The sequence below is a fragment of the Thioalkalivibrio versutus genome, from assembly GCF_001020955.1.
Lineage (GTDB): Bacteria > Pseudomonadota > Gammaproteobacteria > Ectothiorhodospirales > Ectothiorhodospiraceae > Thioalkalivibrio > Thioalkalivibrio versutus.
The window spans coordinates 2,015,099-2,033,019 of record NZ_CP011367.1 but is presented as its reverse complement, the minus strand read 5'-3'; the positions used below and the strand labels follow the sequence as shown (position 1 = coordinate 2,033,019).

Here is a 17,921-nt window from a genome sequence, read left to right as displayed (position 1 = left end):
CGGGCACTAACATGGCCAGGAAAGGGACCGGCACGACACCGCAGAAGGAGTCCGGCCTTCCGCAGGTGATGCTGAAATCCGAACTGCCGGCGCACCTGATCCGGCACGCCACCCTGCGCCAGCTGCAGGTGTTCGAAGCGATCGTGCGCCTGGGTAGCTTTACCCGTGCGGCGGAAGAGCTTTACCTGACCCAGCCCACCGTCTCCATCCAGATCAAGAAGCTCTCCGGCGCCCTCGGCCTGCCGCTGTTCGAGTACGTTGGGCGCAAGGCCTTCCCCACCGAGGTCGGGCTGTTGCTGTACGACACCTGCCGCGAGATGCTCGGCGCGCTGACCAACCTGGAGATGAAGCTCGCGGAAATGCACGGGCTCAAGAGGGGGAGGCTGCGCCTGGCGGTGATTACCACCGCGCAGTACTTCGCGCCGACGATCCTCGGGCAGTTCGCCAAGCGCTATCCGGACATTGAACTGTCGCTGGAGGTCAGCAACTTCGACCGTGTGCTGCAGCGCCTGGCCAACAACGATGACGATCTGTACATCATTGGACACGTGCCCGAGCGGCTGACCGACATCGCGGTGTATCCGTTCGCGCCGAACCCGCTGGTGGTGATGGCCAGCCGCGATCACCCGCTCGTCGGACAGCGCAACATCCCGATCGAACGCCTGGAACAGGAGACGTTCCTGATGCGCGAGCCGGGTTCCGGGATCCGCGAGGCAACGCTCAAGCTGTTCCAGGAGCACGGGATCAGCCCGACGGTGCGCATGGAGCTCGGCTCCAACGAGGCGATCAAGCAGGCGGTAATCGGCGGCTTGGGGATTGCGGTGTTGTCGTTGCACACCCTCAGCGCGGAGGGGGCGGGCGGGCCGGTAGCACTGCTGGATGTGGAGCACTTCCCGATTCACCGCCAGTGGCACATCGTTCACCCCAGGCAGAAGGTCCTGTCGGTGGTCGCGCAGACCTTTCTCGACTTCGCGATCCAGGACGAGGCGCGCGTGCGCGGCCAGGTCGAGGATCTCCTTGCGGCCTTCAAGGCCCAGGCGAGCTGACCACAAACGGCCATTGCAAGCGCAGCGGCCCAATCTGCAGGGGGGCGCTGACAGCGGAGTCATTCGGGGCGGGCCCGGAATGACAGGCCCGGGAGCGTACCTTACAATTCACGGATTACCCGGCCGCTAACGGCCGAACTCGGAGATCAGTCAGTGACCACGAGCAGCCGACCGCGTATCAGCGGCACCCAGTTCATCAACGCCGACCAGGCGCCGCGCGCGCGCCTGAGCCTGAGTGCCTCGCACCGCGATCAACACCATCCGGTGACCGGGACCGGCGGTGACCCCCGGTTCGGCGCGATCGATACCCCGGCCAACGAGAGCTGCGTGGTCTGTGCGCCGGCGACCCGCCGACTGGCCGAGGAACTGTTCGAGGGCTGGAACGCGGCCCTTCAGACGGGTGACGCGCGCAAGGTCGCCGAGCGCTATGCCGAGGACGCTGTTCTGCTCCCGACCGTCTCCAACGTCCCGCGCACCACGCACGCGGAGATCCAGGACTACTTCGAGCACTTCCTGGAGAAGAAGCCCTTTGGGACGATCAACACCCGCAACGTGAAGCTTGGCTGCAACAAGCTTACCGATGCCGGCACCTACACCTTTCGCGTGACGGATGGCGGTGAGACCAAGGAAGTCCCCGCGCGCTACACCTTCGTCTACGAGAACCGTGACGGGGGATGGAAGATCGTCCATCACCACTCCTCGATGATGCCGACCAGCTAGGTGTGATCTCTCAATAGATTGTCCACGGGACGCATCCGAAGGATGCTGAAGAACCGGGCGGGGGAGACCCCGCCCGGTTTTTTTTGGCGGCACACAAGCGGACCCGTGCGTCAGACTTCCTGCTCGCAAGGGAAGACGACCATCTGCACCCACCAGCGCATTCTGCGAGGAGGCCGGCTGTAGTCCTGCACCCACAGTGTGTGATAATCGTCACGTTTCTGCGCAAACACCGCGCGATCGGGTGGCCCCGTTTTCGTCGTGGCGCTTGGGCGTACGGCAGGGGGCGGCGCTCAATCAGGGCATGACTGGCGGGACGTATGACAAACGGGTCGGCACAACGCGAAAGTACTTCACCCCATTTGGTGGTTTTTACTCGGCAGCCGGGACTGGCCGAACGGCTTACAGCGGGGCTTGCGTGTACAGCCGTAGGAACCGTGGCGGATTACGAAGCCAGCGGGATCGACGGGGCCGGCATGACGGCCTTCTTGATCGATGCAGATTCGTTGCCCGACGCCGCTGTCGTTGCGCGAGCTGTGCGGCATCATCCACAGCACCGAATGCGGCTGCTCTGGCTGCATGGCGACGCCGATGCCGAGACGCGGGCGCTGTCCGACGGGCCCTTTAACTCCGTAGATGAACCCTGGCAGCGAATCGCGGATTGTGCGGCACGTCTGGAAACCGCCAATGGCGGGCGCGCGCCCCGAAGTCAGGATGAAGTGCTTCTGGCGTTGCTGTGGAGTCATCCGGGGCTGCACCTGGGGCCGGTGCGGGACTGGCATGCCCAGCAGCTGTATCGCTATCCGCTGCTGGATGCGTTGATAGAAGAGGATACGCCAGAGTTCTGGCTGCGGGGCATGCGCCAGCGCCGTTTTCTCGAAGGTGTGGAACTGGTCGACCGCGTGCGTCTTTGCCCTGGATGTCGGCAAGGGCATCTGAGTTTTGTTGATGTGTGCCCTGAATGCGACTCGCTCGACATACGCACCGAGCCTGGTTTGCATTGTTTCGCCTGTGGGCATGTGGGGCCGCAGCGTTTGTTCCAGGATGGCGGCATGCTGCGGTGCCCGAACTGTTCGGCGATCCTGCGTCATATTGGCGAGGACTATGATCGGCCACTGGAGAATCACGTTTGCGGCAGTTGCCAGCACATGTTCATGGAGGGCCGCGTACTGGCCCGCTGTATGGGGTGCGGCCAGGCCCATGATCCCGACGAGCTGGAGCCCATGGGGATTTACCGCTACCGATTGTCGGAGGCCGGCCGGTTGCTGGCCCGCACGGGGGAACTTCGGGATCTCTATGGAGCCTTTGACGAGATCAACCATGTCGCGCCAGAACACTTCGAGTTCTTCGTGGACTGGTCGCTGAAGCTGCGACAGCGTCACGAAGAGATCGGATTCGGCCTGATTCTGCTGCATCTGAACGGCATGGCACGGGTCATTGATGCACTGGGTCACGGGCACGGGGTGGCGTTGGTGGATACCTTTGCCGAACGGGTCAAGGCCCTGGTGCGGTCCACGGACCTGATGACCCGCACCGGTGATGACCGCATCTGGCTGTTCCTGCCGCAAACGACCGCGAGCGGCGTCGACGTGCTGGCCAGGAGGCTCGACGAGTTACTGGAGGATGTCGTGTCGCAGGCGGATGTGGCGCGCCTCGGCAGCGTGTATCACGAATCCTCCCTGGGCATGGCGGAAGCCGAGGACGCATCCGCGGTCATGGCGCGGCTGGTGTCGCGCTCGCAATGAACGAGGTGCTTGCGTTTCCGACCGAGGCTGGAGCCATTCTGGCCAGTTTGTTTCTGGAGTCGGATGCGCTGAAGTTGGCGTACATGTTCATCCCGTTCGTGGTGTTTCTGGAATTGCCGTTGAACCTGATGATCTGGATGGGCGTGCTTCGTTACTACACTCGGCGCATCTATGCCATTCCCACCCAGTACCCGTACACGCCGCGGATCACCTGCATCGTGACGTGCTACGCCGAGGGCCAGTCAGTGCAGGGCACCATTCGAACGCTGCTGGAGCAGGTGTATCCCGGGCAGATCGAGATCGTCGCGGTCGTGGATGGAGCCGATCAGAATGCGGACACCCTGCAGGCCCTGCGCGATATCCAGCCCGAGGTAGAGCTTTACGCCAGCCGGCGACTGATGATCCTGCCCAAAGTGCCCCGGGGCGGCCGGGTTTCGTCGCTGAACGCGGGGCTGCAGCTGGCGCGCGGGGAAATCGTGATGGCAGTGGATGGCGATACTTCGTTCGACAACAGCATGGCTCTGCATGCAGCCGGACATTTCCGCGACCCCAATGTGATCGCCGTGGCCGGTTCATTGCGCGTGCGCAATTGGCATCAAAACCTGATGACCCGCCTGCAAGCGCTGGAGTACATGATCACCATCCACTTGGCCAAGGTTGGTCTGGGTGAGTTCCGCGGCATCAACAATATTTCAGGTGCCTTCGGGGTGTTCCGGACCAACCTTGTCCGCAAGGTGGGTGGGTGGACGACCGGCTCGGCCGAGGATCTCGACCTGACCCTGAGGCTGAAGCAGTATTTCGGCCGTCACCCGGGGTTCTACATTCCATTCGAACCCCGTGCCATGGGCCACACCGATGTCCCGTACACCCTTTTGGGGTTTCTGAAACAGCGTCTGCGCTGGGACGGAGACCTGTTCTTCATGTATGTGCGAAAGCATCGCAATGCCTTCTCGCCGCGCCAGATGGGATGGTGGAACGTGATCATGGGTGTCTGGTACGGGATGTTGTTCCAGATGGTGATGCCGGTGCTGATCGTGTTGTACACCCTGTGGCTGGTGGTGGTGGCCGATCCGGGGATCGTGCTGGCCACGTTCATCCTGATTATGGTGCTCTACGCGATCCTGACGGCCCTGATGTACATCACCGCGCTGGTGTTCATTTCGGAACGCCGCGGGCGTGATCTCCGCCTGGCCTGGCTGATTCCCGTGTTTCCTTTTTTCGCAATGGGCATGCGGGTGTGGTCATTGGTTGCCATCATTAACGAGTGGTGGCGTCACTCGAGCCAGGAGTCGTCAATGGCCCCCTGGTGGGTACTGCGCAAGAGCAAGCGGTAATGGCGATGCGAGGACGGATACTGCTCGGTTGTATGCTGATGGCGTGGGTGCCGGCCGTCACCGGGGCGGAGAGCCTGCCCCGACTGCTCGACGCGGTCGAAGAGGCACCCTCCCTGCTGGCCGAGCAAGCGGCGTTCGAGCAAGCGGACGCCTCGCGGGCACGTCGGTACCAGGAGGGTGGCTGGGAACTCTTCGGGAGCGCCGGCGCCGGGGTTTACCGCGAGCCGGTGGTCGAGGGGCTCAATCGGCGGTATCGCGGCACAAGCGGGTCGATCGGGATACAGCATCCGCTGCTAGGCACCGATGAACAGCAGCGGAGGGCGGAATGGCAGGCCCGTGGCGAGGCCGGTGCCGCGTGGTACCGGTATCAGGAAGCATTGCAGACCCTGAGCCGTGATGTGGCCGAGTCCTACGCTCGGGTCTGGCATGCTCGTCAGCTCCAGTCCTTGAGCCAGGCGATGCTGAGGGTCGAGCCGGATCTCGAGCGGATCCTTGCAGAACGTCGGGACGAACGGCTGATTCGCGAGGACGAGGCGGCCAGTCTTCGGCGCAGCTTAGATGGAGCGCGCCTGGACGCGGACGAGGCGCGGGTGGACGAGCACGAGGCCCGGATGGAACTGGAAAACCTGCTGGGGCGACCGGTGCGTCTGGAGTCAACCTCCGCATGGTTTGACCCGCACCTAGCGACCTGCGGTACTCCCGGGATGGACCCCACCCCGGAGGTTCTGGCCGTGGAGGAGGAGTTGCGCGCAGTAAAGGAGCGCGAGGCCCTGACCCGGTTCCACGCGGTGCGGTCGAACCTGCAACTGCGTTACAGCTCGAGTTACGAAGACGATGTAAGTCGCCTGGGGAGTGGCCTGGAGGTTGTCTGGTCCGTCTCCGTTCCCTTACGGGCGCTGGGCGGGGACAATGCCCTGCAGCGAGAGCTGAGGGCCGAACAGCGGCAACTTCGGCACCAGCGTGCATCGGCTACCCAAGCCGTGGAACAGCGCAGGGATCTGGCGCGGCAGCGCCTGGAAGTTCATTCGCGTCGGCTGGACTCCCGATTGCGGGAGATGGAATCGGCGGCGCATGCGCTGGCGGTGGTACAGGAACGTGCGGAGAATCGTGTGAGCGTTCCCTGGGAAGAGGAGATGCCCGCTCGGCAGGCATATTATCAGGCCGCGCGAGGCTGGCTCGACAGCGCGCTGGAGGTCTGGCGCGCACAGATCGGCTGCGACCGATTGGCCAGCGACCGTCCCCAGCCAATGGAACCTATCCGGCACGCTCGAGCTACCCTGGGCGACGATCCGGCAACGGACGCCAGCTTGCCCTATGCAGGGCGGATTTACCTGTGGGACAGCGAACCCGTCATCCGGGGCGAGGATCCGGAGTTCTGGACATTGCTGCGCCGCGCCGGCGTGGAGCATGTATGGCTGTCTCTGGATGGCGAACAGATCGATCGACATAGCGAGCATCCCGGCGTGCTTCGGGAGTTCTTGCATCAGGCGCGGCAGCGGCAGGTGGATGTGGGCCTGCTGCTCGGCGAACCCACCTGGGCGTTGCCCGAAGCGCGGGATGACCTGGTCCGGATCATCCAGCGCCTGGAAGGGATCGACTTCGCCGACCTGCACCTGGACATCGAGATCGACCAGCTCGACGTTCTTCGCTACGAGCGTGAAGAGCTCCTTGATCAATGGCTGGAGACGGTCGCTGCCGCAGTAGCGGTGTCCCCGTGGCCGGTGGGGTTGAGCGCCCATCCGCGCGACTTTGGTGGCCCGGATCGTTGCCTGGCTTGCGAGTTTGCCGAGGTAGGGGTGACGGAGCTTGCCCTGATGACCTACGTGACGCATGCCGATGGGATGGTCCACCGGCTGGAGCCCGTGCTGGCGCAGGAGCCCGGGCTCACGATCACCCTGGCGCAGAGTGTGGAGTCAATCCTCTCGCCGCAAAACAGCTGGTTCCATCAGGGCTGGGGCGCGATGCTGCGCACTCTCGACACTGCGACGGAGCAGCTGGATCACCCCCGTCTTCCGGTGGCCATCCAGAGTTACTCGTACTTGAGGAAAATGTGGGCCCATGAAGATTCGCTTTGATGCCAACGGCCGGCGGCGGTCTGATCAGGATGGAGGCATGAAGGTGCGCTACGGGCCCGCGCGCCGGGTCGCGTTCCGGCTGCGCTGGTACCTGATCCTTTTGCTGGTGGCCAGTCCGGTGTTGTATTTCCTGTACGCGCTGGTCAACGACGCCATATCGACCGAAGTCCCGGCTCTGGTCTGGTACCCCCAGCATCAATTGTTGGCCGAGGTTCCGGGTTTCGTGGAATCGATCGCCGTCGAGCCCTGGGACCGTGTATCCCGGGGAGATGAGGTTGTGCGGCAGCACAGTCCGCAGTTGGAGCGGCGCGGTCGGCAGATCGAACAGGACCTCGAGCGGCTGCGCCAACGGGCGGAGCTTTCCGGGCAGGAACAGGGAGCGGATCTCGAGCGCCGCATCGAATTGTTACGGCAAAGCCTGGACGAATTCCGGGTGCAGGAACGCCGTCTGGAGCGCCTGATCGACAGGGGGGCTGCGGGTCGTGGCGAACTCCTTCCGGTCCGCGCGGAGCGGGCACGCGTGGAGGAACGCCTCGCCGAGCTAGAAGGCAACCTGGCGCGTGTCCCGCGGGGCGATGCGGTGGAGTCGTGGCCAGACAGTCTCCAGTTGCGACATGACGACCTCCTTGGCGAGCGAGCGGAGGTGCGGCAGGAAAGCCGCCAGCTGGTCAAGGCGGCCGATCTGGATGGCGTGGTGACGGAGATCCTGGTAGAGCCGGGGCAGTTCGTGGCCGTCGGTACGCCCCTGCTGCGGTATAGCGGGACACGCCTCCGGGTGGTGGCGTATGTGGAGCCCCGTCATCTGGAGCGGCGGCTGGAACCCGGGCGCGAGGTCAGCCTGATTCTTCCGGACGGCGAGCAGCGAAGGGCTACGGTGACCGCTACCGTTGGGGCGGCCGATCGGCTGCCGGCGGCCTTTCGGTCGGGGCTGGGTGGCGGCGAGAGCGCAGTCCCGGTGATTGTCGAGCCGGCATCAGCATTGCCGGAGATATGGCGGGTGGATAGCCTGCCTCTGCGGGCCAAATTCTAGGCATACGGGGCTCACTCTGCGCGCTCGCGCCCATTTTGCGTGCGAACAAGGTGCGGTGGTCGCCGTACAGTCATGCTGCCATCGATGAGCCGCAACGCCGTTCTCGCACCATTTTGGTTGTGTGCGTCGAGTTGTGCATCGGTGTCGCTGCAGTTTGGGGACTTTCGTGCGGGGGGCGAGGTGCTGGAGGCCAATCGGACCCGTATGGGCCAGCAGTGGATTAGTGCCGCCGGAGGTGCTGCCGAGCCGCTGGTCCAGATCGACGGAAGCGAACTGCAGGCCGACGGCCGATTCGTGGATATGGAGATGACGGCGGAGCCGGTGGACGGGCGCCTGACCGCGACCTGCGATCGCCGGTAGGGTTGGCGGGCCCATCGCTGCCGTTGCATTATTTTCGGTCTGTTGGGCGCGCACTCGCCTGACCACCTGACGTGTCGAGTTTCAGGAGGCGGCCGGAATGATCAAGGAGTCGGACTGGAAGCGGTTCAGCCGGCTGAAGGAGACCGCGCTGGATCGTTACTGCGAGCGAGCGCTGGCCGATTGCCGGGCGACAATGGAACAGGAAGACCGGTCGAATCACGAACGCTTTCTGGATCTCTATCAGCAGTTGAACGAAGCGAACGAGCGCCTTGCGTTCATCTTCGATCGCCATGCCCGCTCGAAGGCCCTGGATCAGTTCAGGTGTATGCGTCATGACGGGCTGATCGAAGATGCAGAGCTGGAAGGGTTTACCACGGAATTCGTGGAGAAGACCCGGCCGCGGGGCCCGTAGTCTCCAGCCGCGCAGGGCGCCAGATGAAACGGGTATTGCCTGTGAACGGATCGTGGCGTGTCGGGGCGCGGAAAGGCGAAGGCCCGGCGGGTGCCGGGCCTTCGGGGTGGATCAGGAGGCGAGTCGCTTGTACTTGACCCGGTGCGGCTGGTCGGCCGCGGCGCCCAGGCGCTTGTGGCGGTCCTCCTCGTACTCCTGGTAGTTGCCGTCGAAGAACACCACGTTGCCGTCTTCCTCGAACGCGAGGATATGCGTGGCGATGCGGTCGAGGAACCAGCGATCATGCGAGATCACGATCACGGAGCCGGGGAAGTCCAGCAGTGCCTCTTCCAGCGCGCGCAGGGTCTCCACGTCCAGGTCGTTGGTCGGTTCGTCGAGCAGCAGGAAGTTGCCGCCGCTTTGCAGCAGCTTGGCCAGGTGCACGCGGTTGCGCTCCCCACCGGAGAGGTCCTTCATGCGCTTTTGCTGGTCGGTGCCCTTGAAGTTGAAGCGGCCGACGTAGGCACGTGACGGCATCTGGAAGTTGCCGACCTGGATGATGTCCTGGCCGTTGGAGATCTCCTCCCAGACGGTCTTCTCGTCCTGCAGGGCATCGCGGCTCTGGTCGACATACGCCAGCTGCACGGTTTCGCCCAGCTCGATGGTCCCTTCGTCCGGTTGTTCCTGGCCGGCGATCATGCGGAACAGGGTGGTCTTGCCCACGCCGTTCGGGCCGATCACGCCGATCAGCGCACCGCGCGGAACGGAGAGAGACAGGCCCTGGTAGAGCACGCGATCGCCGAAGTGCTTGGACAGGTTGTCCACCTCCAGCACCTTGTCGCCCAGACGCGGGCCCGGCGGGATGTAGATCTCCTTGGTCTCGGAGCGCTTCTGGTAGTCGGTGGAGGCGATCTCCTCGAAGCGCTTCAGGCGGGCCTTGCTCTTGGCGCCACGGCCCTTCGGGTTGGAGCGCACCCACTCCAGTTCGGACTCCATCGCCTTCACGCGGGCCGCCTCGGACTTTTCTTCCTGCTTCAGGCGCTTTTCCTTCTGTTCCAGCCACTGCGAGTAGTTGCCCTGGAACGGGATGCCCTGGCCACGGTCCAGCTCGAGGATCCAGCCGGCCACATTGTCGAGGAAGTAGCGGTCATGGGTCACCGCAACCACGGTGCCCTGGAACTCCTGCAGGAAGCGCTCCAGCCAGGCCACGGACTCCGCGTCCAGGTGGTTGGTCGGCTCATCGAGGATCAGCATGTCCGGGTTGGACAGCAACAGCCGGCACAGCGCCACACGGCGGCGTTCCCCCCCGGAGAGGTTCTTCACGTCGGCATCCCATGGCGGCAGGCGCAGGGCGTCGGCGGCCACTTCCAGCTTGCGTTCCAGGTTGTGGCCGTCGGCGGCCTCGATCTTCGCCTCCAGCTCGCCCTGCTTGGCGGCCAGGGCGTCGAAGTCGGCCTCCGGCTCGGCATAGGCGGCATACACCTGATCCAGCTCGGCCAGGGCCTCCTTGACCGGGGCCACGGCCTCTTCCACGTTGCCGCGGACATCCTTGTTCTCGTCGAGCTGCGGCTCCTGCGACAGATAGCCGATGTTGATGCCCGGCTGCGGGCGCGCCTCGCCGACAATGTCGGTATCCACGCCTGCCATGATGCGCAGCAGGGTGGATTTGCCCGCGCCGTTGTAGCCCAGCACGCCAATCTTGGCGCCCGGGAAGAAATTCAGGTTGATGTCCTTGAGGATGTACTTCTTCGGCGGGACGATCTTGCCCACGCCGTTCATGGTGAAGATGTACTGCGCCATGGTGCTCCTGCGACGAATTCGGTTTGGATGAGGGGGCCGGCCACTCGTGGCCCGCGCTGGGTCGGCACTTTACCATCCCAAGGGGGTCAGGGGCGTGTCTCGTGGACTGCCAGGGTTCCACCGCGGGCGGTCCCCGCAACTCCGCGATCCGGGTAGGTGTGTGTCGAATGAAGCGATCAAGCCGTTCAACGAGCGGGTGGGGGTCTGGCACGCCCTGGAAACTCGGGTCGTCCCATGAATCGGGGAGCGCAGCGGCCCTGCGACGGTGCCCCATGCGACTGCGTCTCCTTTCTGCCATCCGGGACTGGACCCGGAGGCATCAAGCCGGGGCTCGAGGAATATCGGCGCGAAAGCCCCAGTACTCGGAATGCTGGACCGCACAGGCTCGGCGCAAGCTGCTACCATTCATGCAATGAGAAGGTGTCAACGGGGGCGCGCGCACCAGGCCTTGCGCAGGGGCACGGCGCCCGCGCACAAGGCGCTGGATCAGCACCGGTTGATGCAGCAGCTGACCGGTCGCGAGCTTACCCGCGAGCAGTACGCGGAATCGCTTGCGGCCATGCACCGACCGCATGCCCGACTGGAGTGGCGGGTTCATGCAAGCCGCCATCATGCGGAGTCGGGATTCGAGCTGTCACCACGTCTCGCGCGACTGGAAGCGGACCTGGTCGAGTTGGGCCAGCCCGTCCCTCCGGTCTCGCAGACGCCGCCGGACCTTTCGGATGGACGTGCAGCCTGGTGGGGCCGGGTTTACGTGCTGGAGGGATCGCGTCAGGGCAGTGCGGTGATTGCCCGGTGCATCCATTCCAGCCTGGGCGATACGGTGCCTTGCCGTTTTTTCGGCGAGACCATCGTGCCCGACGACTTTGGTCGCTTGCTGGCGACGCTCGAGCGCGAGCTGGAAGTCGATGATGCTCTCGAGCAGGCTGTAGCGGGCGCCCGAGAGGCGTTCGCCGACTACCAGGCCGAGCTGGATGCTTTCGACAGCAGGGAACGCGCTGTCGAAATGCGATAAATTCATTGCCCGCTGTCACTCCGCGAAGGAGATGAAGGATATGGACGAGCCGGAACTGGATGCCGCGCTCGAGGCTTGCGAGCGCGAGCCGGTGCATATCCCGGGAGCGATTCAGCCGCATGGTGCGCTGATTGCCATGGACGAGCAGCTCCAGGAGGTTCGCCAGGTTAGCGCCAACCTCGAATCCATCCTCGGTGTGCGGGTGGCGGATGCGTTGGCCATGACACCCGAGCGGCTGTTCACGCGCCGCTGGCTCGATCAGATCCGCACCCAGCTTGAGTCGCCGAACCGTTACGGTGCGATGATCGTGTCGCTGCGGATCCGCGGCCGGTCACAGCGGTTTCGTCTGCTCTCGTATCGCAGCGGTGCGCGAGTGGTGGCCGAACTCGAACCGATTTCCGGCAATCCCGAGCGCTGGCTGTTTGGCGCCATGGCCGACTGGCAGACGGAGCTGTCCGGTCATACGACCCGCGACGGGCTGCTGCGGGCGCTCACCGCCCTGGTGCGCGAACTGGCCGGCTACGATCGGGTGATGATCTATCGGTTCGACGAGGACTGGAACGGCAGCGTTGTCGCCGAAAGTCTGTCCGCCGGGGCCGACAGCTACCTCGGCCACCACTTTCCCGCCAGCGACATACCGGCCCAGGTGCGTCAGCTCTACAGCATCAAGCACGTGCGCGACATCCCGGATGCATCGGCCGCCGCCGTGCCGCTCGTCCCCGAAAGCGACCCGGCCGATGATTCCGCCCTGGACCTGTCGCGCGGCATCCTGCGCGCGGTCGCGCCGATCCATGTCACCTATCTGGCCAACATGGGCGTGGTCGCCTCGATGTCGATTGCACTGCATCTGGATGGTCGGCTGTGGGGACTGCTGGCCTGCCACGCGGCTTCGCCCAACATCCTGTCGCCGGCGCTACGTGATGCCCTGCGCGCCATGGTGCAGACGGCCTGTTTCCAGCTGGAACTGATACAGGCCCGCGACGACGCCGTGCTGATTCAGCGCGCCAATGAAAGCCGCGACGTCCTGGTCGACGAGCGGGGCGAGTTTCCCGAGCCGGAAGAACTGCTGGAGCGGCACGGCAAGGACTGGCTCCAGGTGTTCCGGGCGAGTGGTGCGGTGCTGGCCGCCGGCGATCAGAGCGCCGGCGTGGGCACTGTGCCGGATGCCGAGTCGATCAATGGCATTGTTGCCTGGTTGAACAAGCATCGCACCGGCGAGCTGGCCTGGTCGTCAAGCGAACTCGGCCGGACCGGGCTGGGGGCGTTCTGTCAGCCCGCCCGGGCCGCGGGCTTGCTGGCGGTACCGTTGCCGATTCGGAATGCACGTCACGCCTGGCTGCTGTTCTTCCGGTCGGAGAAGGCCGAAACCCGTATCTGGGCCGGCAACCCGGAAAAGACCATCGACCGGCAAACCGGCCGATTGTCACCGCGCGAGAGTTTCGCTTCCTGGAAGGAAACCGTGCGCGGACAAAGTGCCCGCTGGCTTTCGGTCGAACTGCGTGCGGCGACCGACCTGGCCAGCGATCTGGCCGTGCTGATCGCAGCCGGCGAGATCAGTCAGCTCAATCAGCGTCTCGAGCGTCTGGCTACCCGTGACCATCTGACCGGCCTGTGGAACCGCTACCGCATGGAGGAAGCGATTGACCAGGAGGTTGCCGTGGCGGAACGCTACGGCCGGCCTTGCGCACTGGTCATGTTCGATATCGACCATTTCAAGCGCTTCAACGATACCTGGGGTCACGATGCCGGTGACGAAGTGCTGGTGACGGTGGCGCGGACCGTCTCGACCTTCATGCGCGATGCCGATCTTGCGGGTCGCTGGGGGGGTGAAGAGTTCATCGTACTGGCCGCCAACACCGGTCTCGAGGGTGCAACCCGCCTGGCAGAACGGCTGCGCGCGGCGATCGCGGGCCTGGAGGTCCGTGACTACGGCAGTGTGACCGCCAGTTTCGGCGTGGCGGTATACCGGGAGGGAGATCAGCGCCGCGACATCGTCAAGCGCGCTGATCTGGGTCTGTATGCCGCCAAGGAGGGCGGGCGCAACCGGGTCGAAGTCAGCGTCGACTGAATCTCACGTATTGAATCTCAGGGCAGCATGATCATCCGCCGGAGGGAGGTGGTGGTTAGCGCGAAATGTGTGCCTGGCATGTGGCGGGTGGTATGGCGGCTTATGCCACACCACTCGGCGCATCGAGCTGAACCCGGAATGTGCGTGAAAGGTACCTGGCAGGGGTGATTGCGTATGGTCCATTTGCCGCTGGCGTCTCGGTGGCGGGATCCGTTGAATTGACGTCGAGCCGCCTTACCTTCGACCTGGCCGGTTACGGGGCAGAACGAGCGGCCGTCATCCGCCAAACTTGATACGCAGGCCTTCTCGTATAGAAAACCCGCACTGACGCAATGCGCGCGACGCTGTTTCCGGCCCAGCATTGGCCCAATTCGGAGATGGATCGGGCGAATGCAGGGCTGTCCGATCGAGCCACTACCGGTTTGGCGGGCCGTTTTTTCATCGCAAATAGAAAATCGATTGGACCCGTTTTTGCCCGCAGGTCGGGAGTGGCGATCTCGATCAGCCAGCATATACGGTGAAACTTAGTGTTACGTATATGCCGTAAAACAGTAACAGTACTCCGCCTTCTATCCGGCTCAGGCGACGCCCCGTGTACAAGAAAATCATGAGGAGAAGAGCCGAACCGAGCATGACCCACTGATCGAATTGAAGGATTCGATCGTGAATCGGGAGCGGTTGCAGAAACGCGGATACTCCCAGTATCCCCAATAGATTAAATATGTTGCTTCCAAGTATATTTCCGACCGCGACATCGGCATGCCGACGAATTGCAGCGATAATCGATATTGACAGTTCTGGAAGTGATGTACCGACAGCGACCAGGGTTAAACCAATCACCGCTTCGGAGACCCCAAAATGAGTCGCAATCCCCACGGCCCCCTTCAGCAATACTTGCGATCCGACAATTAGAAGAACCAGCCCCGTCAGAACAGCGGCTACAATCCACAGTCCTTTTCGAGGTATTGCGGAAAGCTCTTCTGCTTCGGCCTTGTGAAGTTCGACTGACGGTGCGGAGTTCGAACGTTCCGTATAGTAAGCCCATGCTAAATAGGAGAGTAACGCAAACAAGAAAATGTACGCGTCGGTCTGGTCAAGCGCACTCCCACCGACCAAGGCCAGAAAAAGTATGCTTGCACCGACCACGGTGACCGCATCCCTGCGTAATGCCAGGGGGCGGACTGCGAGGGGGGTGATCAAGGCACATATGCCAAGAATCAAAAGAACGTTCCCAATGTTGCTGCCAACGACGTTGCCAATGGCGATATCGGGCTGTCCGTTGACGGCCGCATCAATAGAAACGACGAGCTCGGGTGCGGATGTGCCGAAACCGACGATCACAAGGCCACTGAGTAACGGCGATACGCTGAGCCGTTTGGCTGCGGCCAGTGATCCCCGAATCAATGCTTCGCCACCAGCGGTGAGCAAGGCTATGCCGAGAACTAGAAACAATACATTCAGCATGATGAGGCTCTTGTAGGGTTCGCCTTTCCGAGGGGGTGGAGGCTAGCATGAAGGTCTTGTGCCGAGATTGGGGCGCAGATGGCCAGCTTGAGGAGGTCTGTTGCCGTTAGTTCCGTGGCGGTCCTGCGAAGAGGGACCTACCGGTGCGGGTTGAAGCCGCGGCGGCGCAGGAAGGCCTTTTCCAGCTCGACGAAGGTGAACAGGACGATCCCGAACACGAGGATGCGGCCCCATTCCTCCAGACCGATGGCGGTGGTGCCGAACAGGAACTGCAGCGGTGGGGCGTAGGTAAACAGGCCCTGTAGCAGGATCAGGGCGCCGACGGCGATCAGCACGGGGCGGCTGCCGAACAGGCCCTCGCGATTGCAGGACGGTTCCAGGATGTAGCGGCTGTTGAACAGGAAGAACAACTGGCCCATGACCAGGGTGTTGATGGCCACGGTGCGGGCGAATTCGTCGGTCACGCCCTGCTGTTCCAGCCACAGGAAGTGGCCGAAGGTGCCGGCGACCAATAGCGCCGAGACGAACCCCACGCGCCAGATCAGGAACCCGGACAGCAGGGGGGTGCGCGGCGGGCGTGGAGGGCGCTGCATCACGCCGGGTTCGGTCGGTTCGAAGGCCAGCGCCAGCGCCAGGGTTACGGCGGTGACCATGTTCACCCACAGCACCTGCACCGGGGTCAGCGGCAGCGTCAGGCCGAGCAGGATGGCGGCGACGATGGTGAAGGCCTGGCCGCCGTTGGTGGGCAGCAGAAACAGGATGGCCTTCTTCAGGTTGTCGTAGACCGTGCGGCCTTCTTCCACCGCGTTGGCGATGGAGGCGAAGTTGTCGTCGGCCAGCACCATCTCGGAGGCCTCGCGCGCGGCCTCGGTCCCCTTGATGCCCATGGCGATCCCGACATCCGCGCGCTTGAGCGCCGGGGCGTCGTTGACGCCGTCGCCGGTCATCGCCACCACCTCGTGATGGCTCTGGATGGCGCGCACCAGGCGCAGCTTGTGCTCGGGCGTGGCGCGGGCGAACACGTCCACGTGGCGGACCTGCTCCTTCAGCTCTTCGTCGGTGGCGTTCTCCAGCTCGTGGCCCACCACCACGCCGCCCTCGGTGCGGATGCCCAGCTCGTCGGCGATGGCGCGCGCAGTGACGCCGTGATCGCCGGTGATCATCTTTACGCGGATGCCGGCTTCTTGGCAGTGGGCCACTGCCTTGATGGCCTCTTCGCGGGGCGGGTCGATGATGCCGCAGACGGCGACCAGGGTGAGACCGCCGTCCTCGATGTCGGCAAACTCCAGCTCCCGGCGATGATCCTCCATGCGCCGCGTGGCCAGGGCGAGCAGACGCTGGCCGCGCGCGGCGACGCCGTCCATCCACTGCTGCCAGTGTTCGGCGTCCAGGGGTTCTTCGCCGTCGGCGGTGCGCTGGTGGCTGCAGACGGCCAGCACGCGTTCCGGCGCGCCCTTCAGGAAGACGAATGCCCCGCCTTCGTGATCGTGATGCAGGGTCGCCATGAACTTGTAGGACGACTCGAAGGGGATCACGTCATCGCGAGCATAGCGTTCGTTGACCTCCTTCGGGTCCAGTCCGCCCTTCATCGCCGCAGTGATCAGCGCCCCCTCGGTGGGGTCCCCCTCCATGGTCCAGGCGTCGTCCTTCGGGTAGACCTCGGCATCGTTGCACAGCAGGATGCCGCGCAGGATCTCCGCGAGCAGCGGGTCGGATTCCGGGTCGGCCTCCTGGCCGTCGCGGGTAATCCCACCGTGCGGCTCGTAGCCCACCCCGGTCAGCTCGTACTCCGCGCCCGTGGTGACGATGCTCTTCACCGTCATCTCGTTGCGGGTCAGGGTGCCGGTCTTGTCCGAGCAGATGGTGGTGACCGAGCCGAGGGTCTCCACCGCCGGCAGGCGGCGGATGATCGCGTGGCGGGCGGCCATGCGCTGTACCCCGATCGCCAGGGTGATGGTCATGATCGCCGGCAGGCCCTCGGGGATGGCCGCGACCGCGAGGCTGACCGCCGCGAGGAAGGTCTCCACCAGGTCGTAGTCGCGCACCCAGAAGCCAAAGGCGAAGGTGGCCGCGGCCAGTATGCCGATCGCCACCGACAGCCAGCGGCCGAACTGCGCGATCTGGCGCAGCAGCGGCGTCGTCAGGGTCTCCACCTCGCCGATCATGGTGGAGATGCGCCCGATCTCGGTATCGGCCCCGGTGCCGATCACCACGCCGCGCCCCTGGCCGAAGGCGATGAGTGTGCCGGAATACGCCATCGAGACGCGGTCGCCGAGGTCGGCCTCTGGCTCCACCGGGGCGGTCTGCTTCTCGCTGGCGACCGATTCGCCGGTCAGCGCGGCCTCGTCGATGCGCATGTTGTGCGCCCCGGTCAGGCGCAGGTCCGCCGGGACGCGGTCTCCCGCCTGCAGGTAGACGATGTCGCCGGGGACCAGCTCTTCCGCAGGGATACTCCGGCGCTGGCCGTCGCGCAGCACCTGCGCCTTCGGCGAGAGCATCTGGCGGATCGCATCCAGCGCCTTTTCCGCCTTGCCCTCCTGGATGTGGCCGATGATCGCGTTGATCAGTACCACCCCCAGGATCACGCCGGTATCCAGCCAGTGCCCGAGGAAAGCGGTGCCGATGGCCGCGGCGATCAGAACGTAGATCAGCACGTTGTGAAACTGCAGCAGGAAACGCCGGATGGGTCCGGTGCGTGCGGTTTCCGGCAGGCGATTGGGGCCGACGTCCTGCAGCCTTTGTTCGGCATCCGGAGACTTGAGCCCGTGCTCGTCCACCTCCAGGCGCTTGAGGACCTCGTCGGTCTTCAGGGCGTGCCAGTCGAGGGAAGGGTCACGATTGCTCATGCGTCTACCATCAATGGGGGCGGCGGCGCC

At 64.2% G+C, this 17,921-nt stretch carries 12 protein-coding genes and 1 pseudogene; 10 read left to right on the top strand and 3 right to left on the bottom strand.

What is annotated here, in order from left to right; genetic code table 11:
- Positions 1-68: 68 nt before the first annotated feature.
- From TVD_RS09410 to TVD_RS09375, 8 genes and pseudogenes are all read left to right on the top strand, one after another.
- Positions 69-1,046 carry a LysR family transcriptional regulator gene (locus TVD_RS09410; RefSeq protein ID WP_018168603.1) on the top strand — a complete coding sequence of 326 codons (978 nt, stop codon included), beginning with the start codon at positions 69-71 and terminating at the stop codon, positions 1,044-1,046.
- A gap of 153 nt (positions 1,047-1,199) precedes the next feature.
- Entirely contained in the window at positions 1,200-1,766 is a 567-nt protein-coding gene (locus tag TVD_RS09405; RefSeq protein WP_047251469.1) for an SgcJ/EcaC family oxidoreductase, read from the top strand.
- A 317-nt stretch (positions 1,767-2,083) separates the two neighbouring features.
- On the top strand, positions 2,084-3,508 hold the full coding sequence (locus tag TVD_RS14790) for a TackOD1 domain-containing metal-binding protein (protein WP_047251468.1): 1,425 nt from the start codon (positions 2,084-2,086) through the stop codon (positions 3,506-3,508).
- Positions 3,505-4,842, top strand: a complete 1,338-nt coding sequence (locus TVD_RS09395; RefSeq protein WP_047251467.1) for a glycosyltransferase family 2 protein — start codon at positions 3,505-3,507, stop codon at positions 4,840-4,842. The genes TVD_RS14790 and TVD_RS09395 overlap by 4 nt, the downstream gene beginning before the upstream one ends.
- On the top strand, positions 4,842-6,917 hold the full coding sequence (locus TVD_RS09390) for a TolC family protein (protein WP_047251466.1): 2,076 nt from the start codon (positions 4,842-4,844) through the stop codon (positions 6,915-6,917). Before TVD_RS09395 ends, TVD_RS09390 begins: the two co-directional genes overlap by 1 nt.
- Complete coding sequence (locus TVD_RS09385) at positions 6,901-7,947, top strand: HlyD family secretion protein (protein ID WP_047251465.1); 1,047 nt, start codon at positions 6,901-6,903, stop codon at positions 7,945-7,947. The genes TVD_RS09390 and TVD_RS09385 overlap by 17 nt, the downstream gene beginning before the upstream one ends.
- A 138-nt stretch (positions 7,948-8,085) precedes the next feature.
- Positions 8,086-8,307 (top strand): annotated as a pseudogene (locus tag TVD_RS09380) (hypothetical protein); the annotation flags it as partial.
- A 97-nt stretch (positions 8,308-8,404) separates the two neighbouring features.
- Positions 8,405-8,719: a hypothetical protein gene (locus TVD_RS09375; RefSeq protein ID WP_047251464.1), complete on the top strand. Its 315-nt coding sequence runs from the start codon at positions 8,405-8,407 to the stop codon at positions 8,717-8,719.
- A 111-nt stretch (positions 8,720-8,830) separates the two neighbouring features.
- Here TVD_RS09375 and ettA read toward each other — a convergent pair whose 3' ends face one another.
- Positions 8,831-10,498, bottom strand: coding sequence for an energy-dependent translational throttle protein EttA (ettA, locus tag TVD_RS09370; RefSeq protein ID WP_019567927.1), 1,668 nt, complete (start codon positions 10,496-10,498; stop codon positions 8,831-8,833).
- A 367-nt stretch (positions 10,499-10,865) separates the two neighbouring features.
- Between ettA and TVD_RS09365 the strand changes: the two genes are divergently transcribed.
- Positions 10,866-11,513, top strand: coding sequence for a biliverdin-producing heme oxygenase (locus TVD_RS09365; protein WP_047251463.1), 648 nt, complete (start codon positions 10,866-10,868; stop codon positions 11,511-11,513).
- A 40-nt stretch (positions 11,514-11,553) separates the two neighbouring features.
- On the top strand, positions 11,554-13,581 hold the full coding sequence (locus tag TVD_RS09360) for a sensor domain-containing diguanylate cyclase (protein ID WP_047251462.1): 2,028 nt from the start codon (positions 11,554-11,556) through the stop codon (positions 13,579-13,581).
- A 501-nt stretch (positions 13,582-14,082) separates the two neighbouring features.
- On the opposite strand, the gene TVD_RS09355 is transcribed toward TVD_RS09360, so the two are convergent.
- Together TVD_RS09355 and TVD_RS09350 are read right to left on the bottom strand one after the other, a co-directional pair.
- Entirely contained in the window at positions 14,083-15,045 is a 963-nt protein-coding gene (locus TVD_RS09355; protein WP_047251461.1) for a calcium/sodium antiporter, read from the bottom strand.
- Positions 15,046-15,182: 137 nt separating this feature from the next.
- Complete coding sequence (locus TVD_RS09350) at positions 15,183-17,891, bottom strand: cation-transporting P-type ATPase (protein ID WP_047251460.1); 2,709 nt, start codon at positions 17,889-17,891, stop codon at positions 15,183-15,185.
- Positions 17,892-17,921 lie beyond the last annotated feature (30 nt).

Bases quoted from the DNA above. Each gene is read 5' to 3' on its own strand.
- TVD_RS09360 (WP_047251462.1), top strand. From the start codon at position 11,554: ATGGACGAGCCGGAACTGGATGCCGCGCTCGAGGCTTGCGAGCGCGAG.
- TVD_RS09375 (WP_047251464.1), top strand. From the start codon at position 8,405: ATGATCAAGGAGTCGGACTGGAAGCGGTTCAGCCGGCTGAAGGAGACC.
- TVD_RS09385 (WP_047251465.1), top strand. From the start codon at position 6,901: ATGAAGATTCGCTTTGATGCCAACGGCCGGCGGCGGTCTGATCAGGAT.
- TVD_RS09410 (WP_018168603.1), top strand. From the start codon at position 69: ATGCTGAAATCCGAACTGCCGGCGCACCTGATCCGGCACGCCACCCTG.
- TVD_RS09350 (WP_047251460.1), bottom strand. From the start codon at position 17,891: ATGAGCAATCGTGACCCTTCCCTCGACTGGCACGCCCTGAAGACCGAC.
- ettA (WP_019567927.1), bottom strand. From the start codon at position 10,498: ATGGCGCAGTACATCTTCACCATGAACGGCGTGGGCAAGATCGTCCCG.
- TVD_RS14790 (WP_047251468.1), top strand. From the start codon at position 2,084: ATGACAAACGGGTCGGCACAACGCGAAAGTACTTCACCCCATTTGGTG.
- TVD_RS09390 (WP_047251466.1), top strand. From the start codon at position 4,842: ATGGCGATGCGAGGACGGATACTGCTCGGTTGTATGCTGATGGCGTGG.
- TVD_RS09355 (WP_047251461.1), bottom strand. From the start codon at position 15,045: ATGCTGAATGTATTGTTTCTAGTTCTCGGCATAGCCTTGCTCACCGCT.
- TVD_RS09395 (WP_047251467.1), top strand. From the start codon at position 3,505: ATGAACGAGGTGCTTGCGTTTCCGACCGAGGCTGGAGCCATTCTGGCC.
- TVD_RS09365 (WP_047251463.1), top strand. From the start codon at position 10,866: ATGCTGGACCGCACAGGCTCGGCGCAAGCTGCTACCATTCATGCAATG.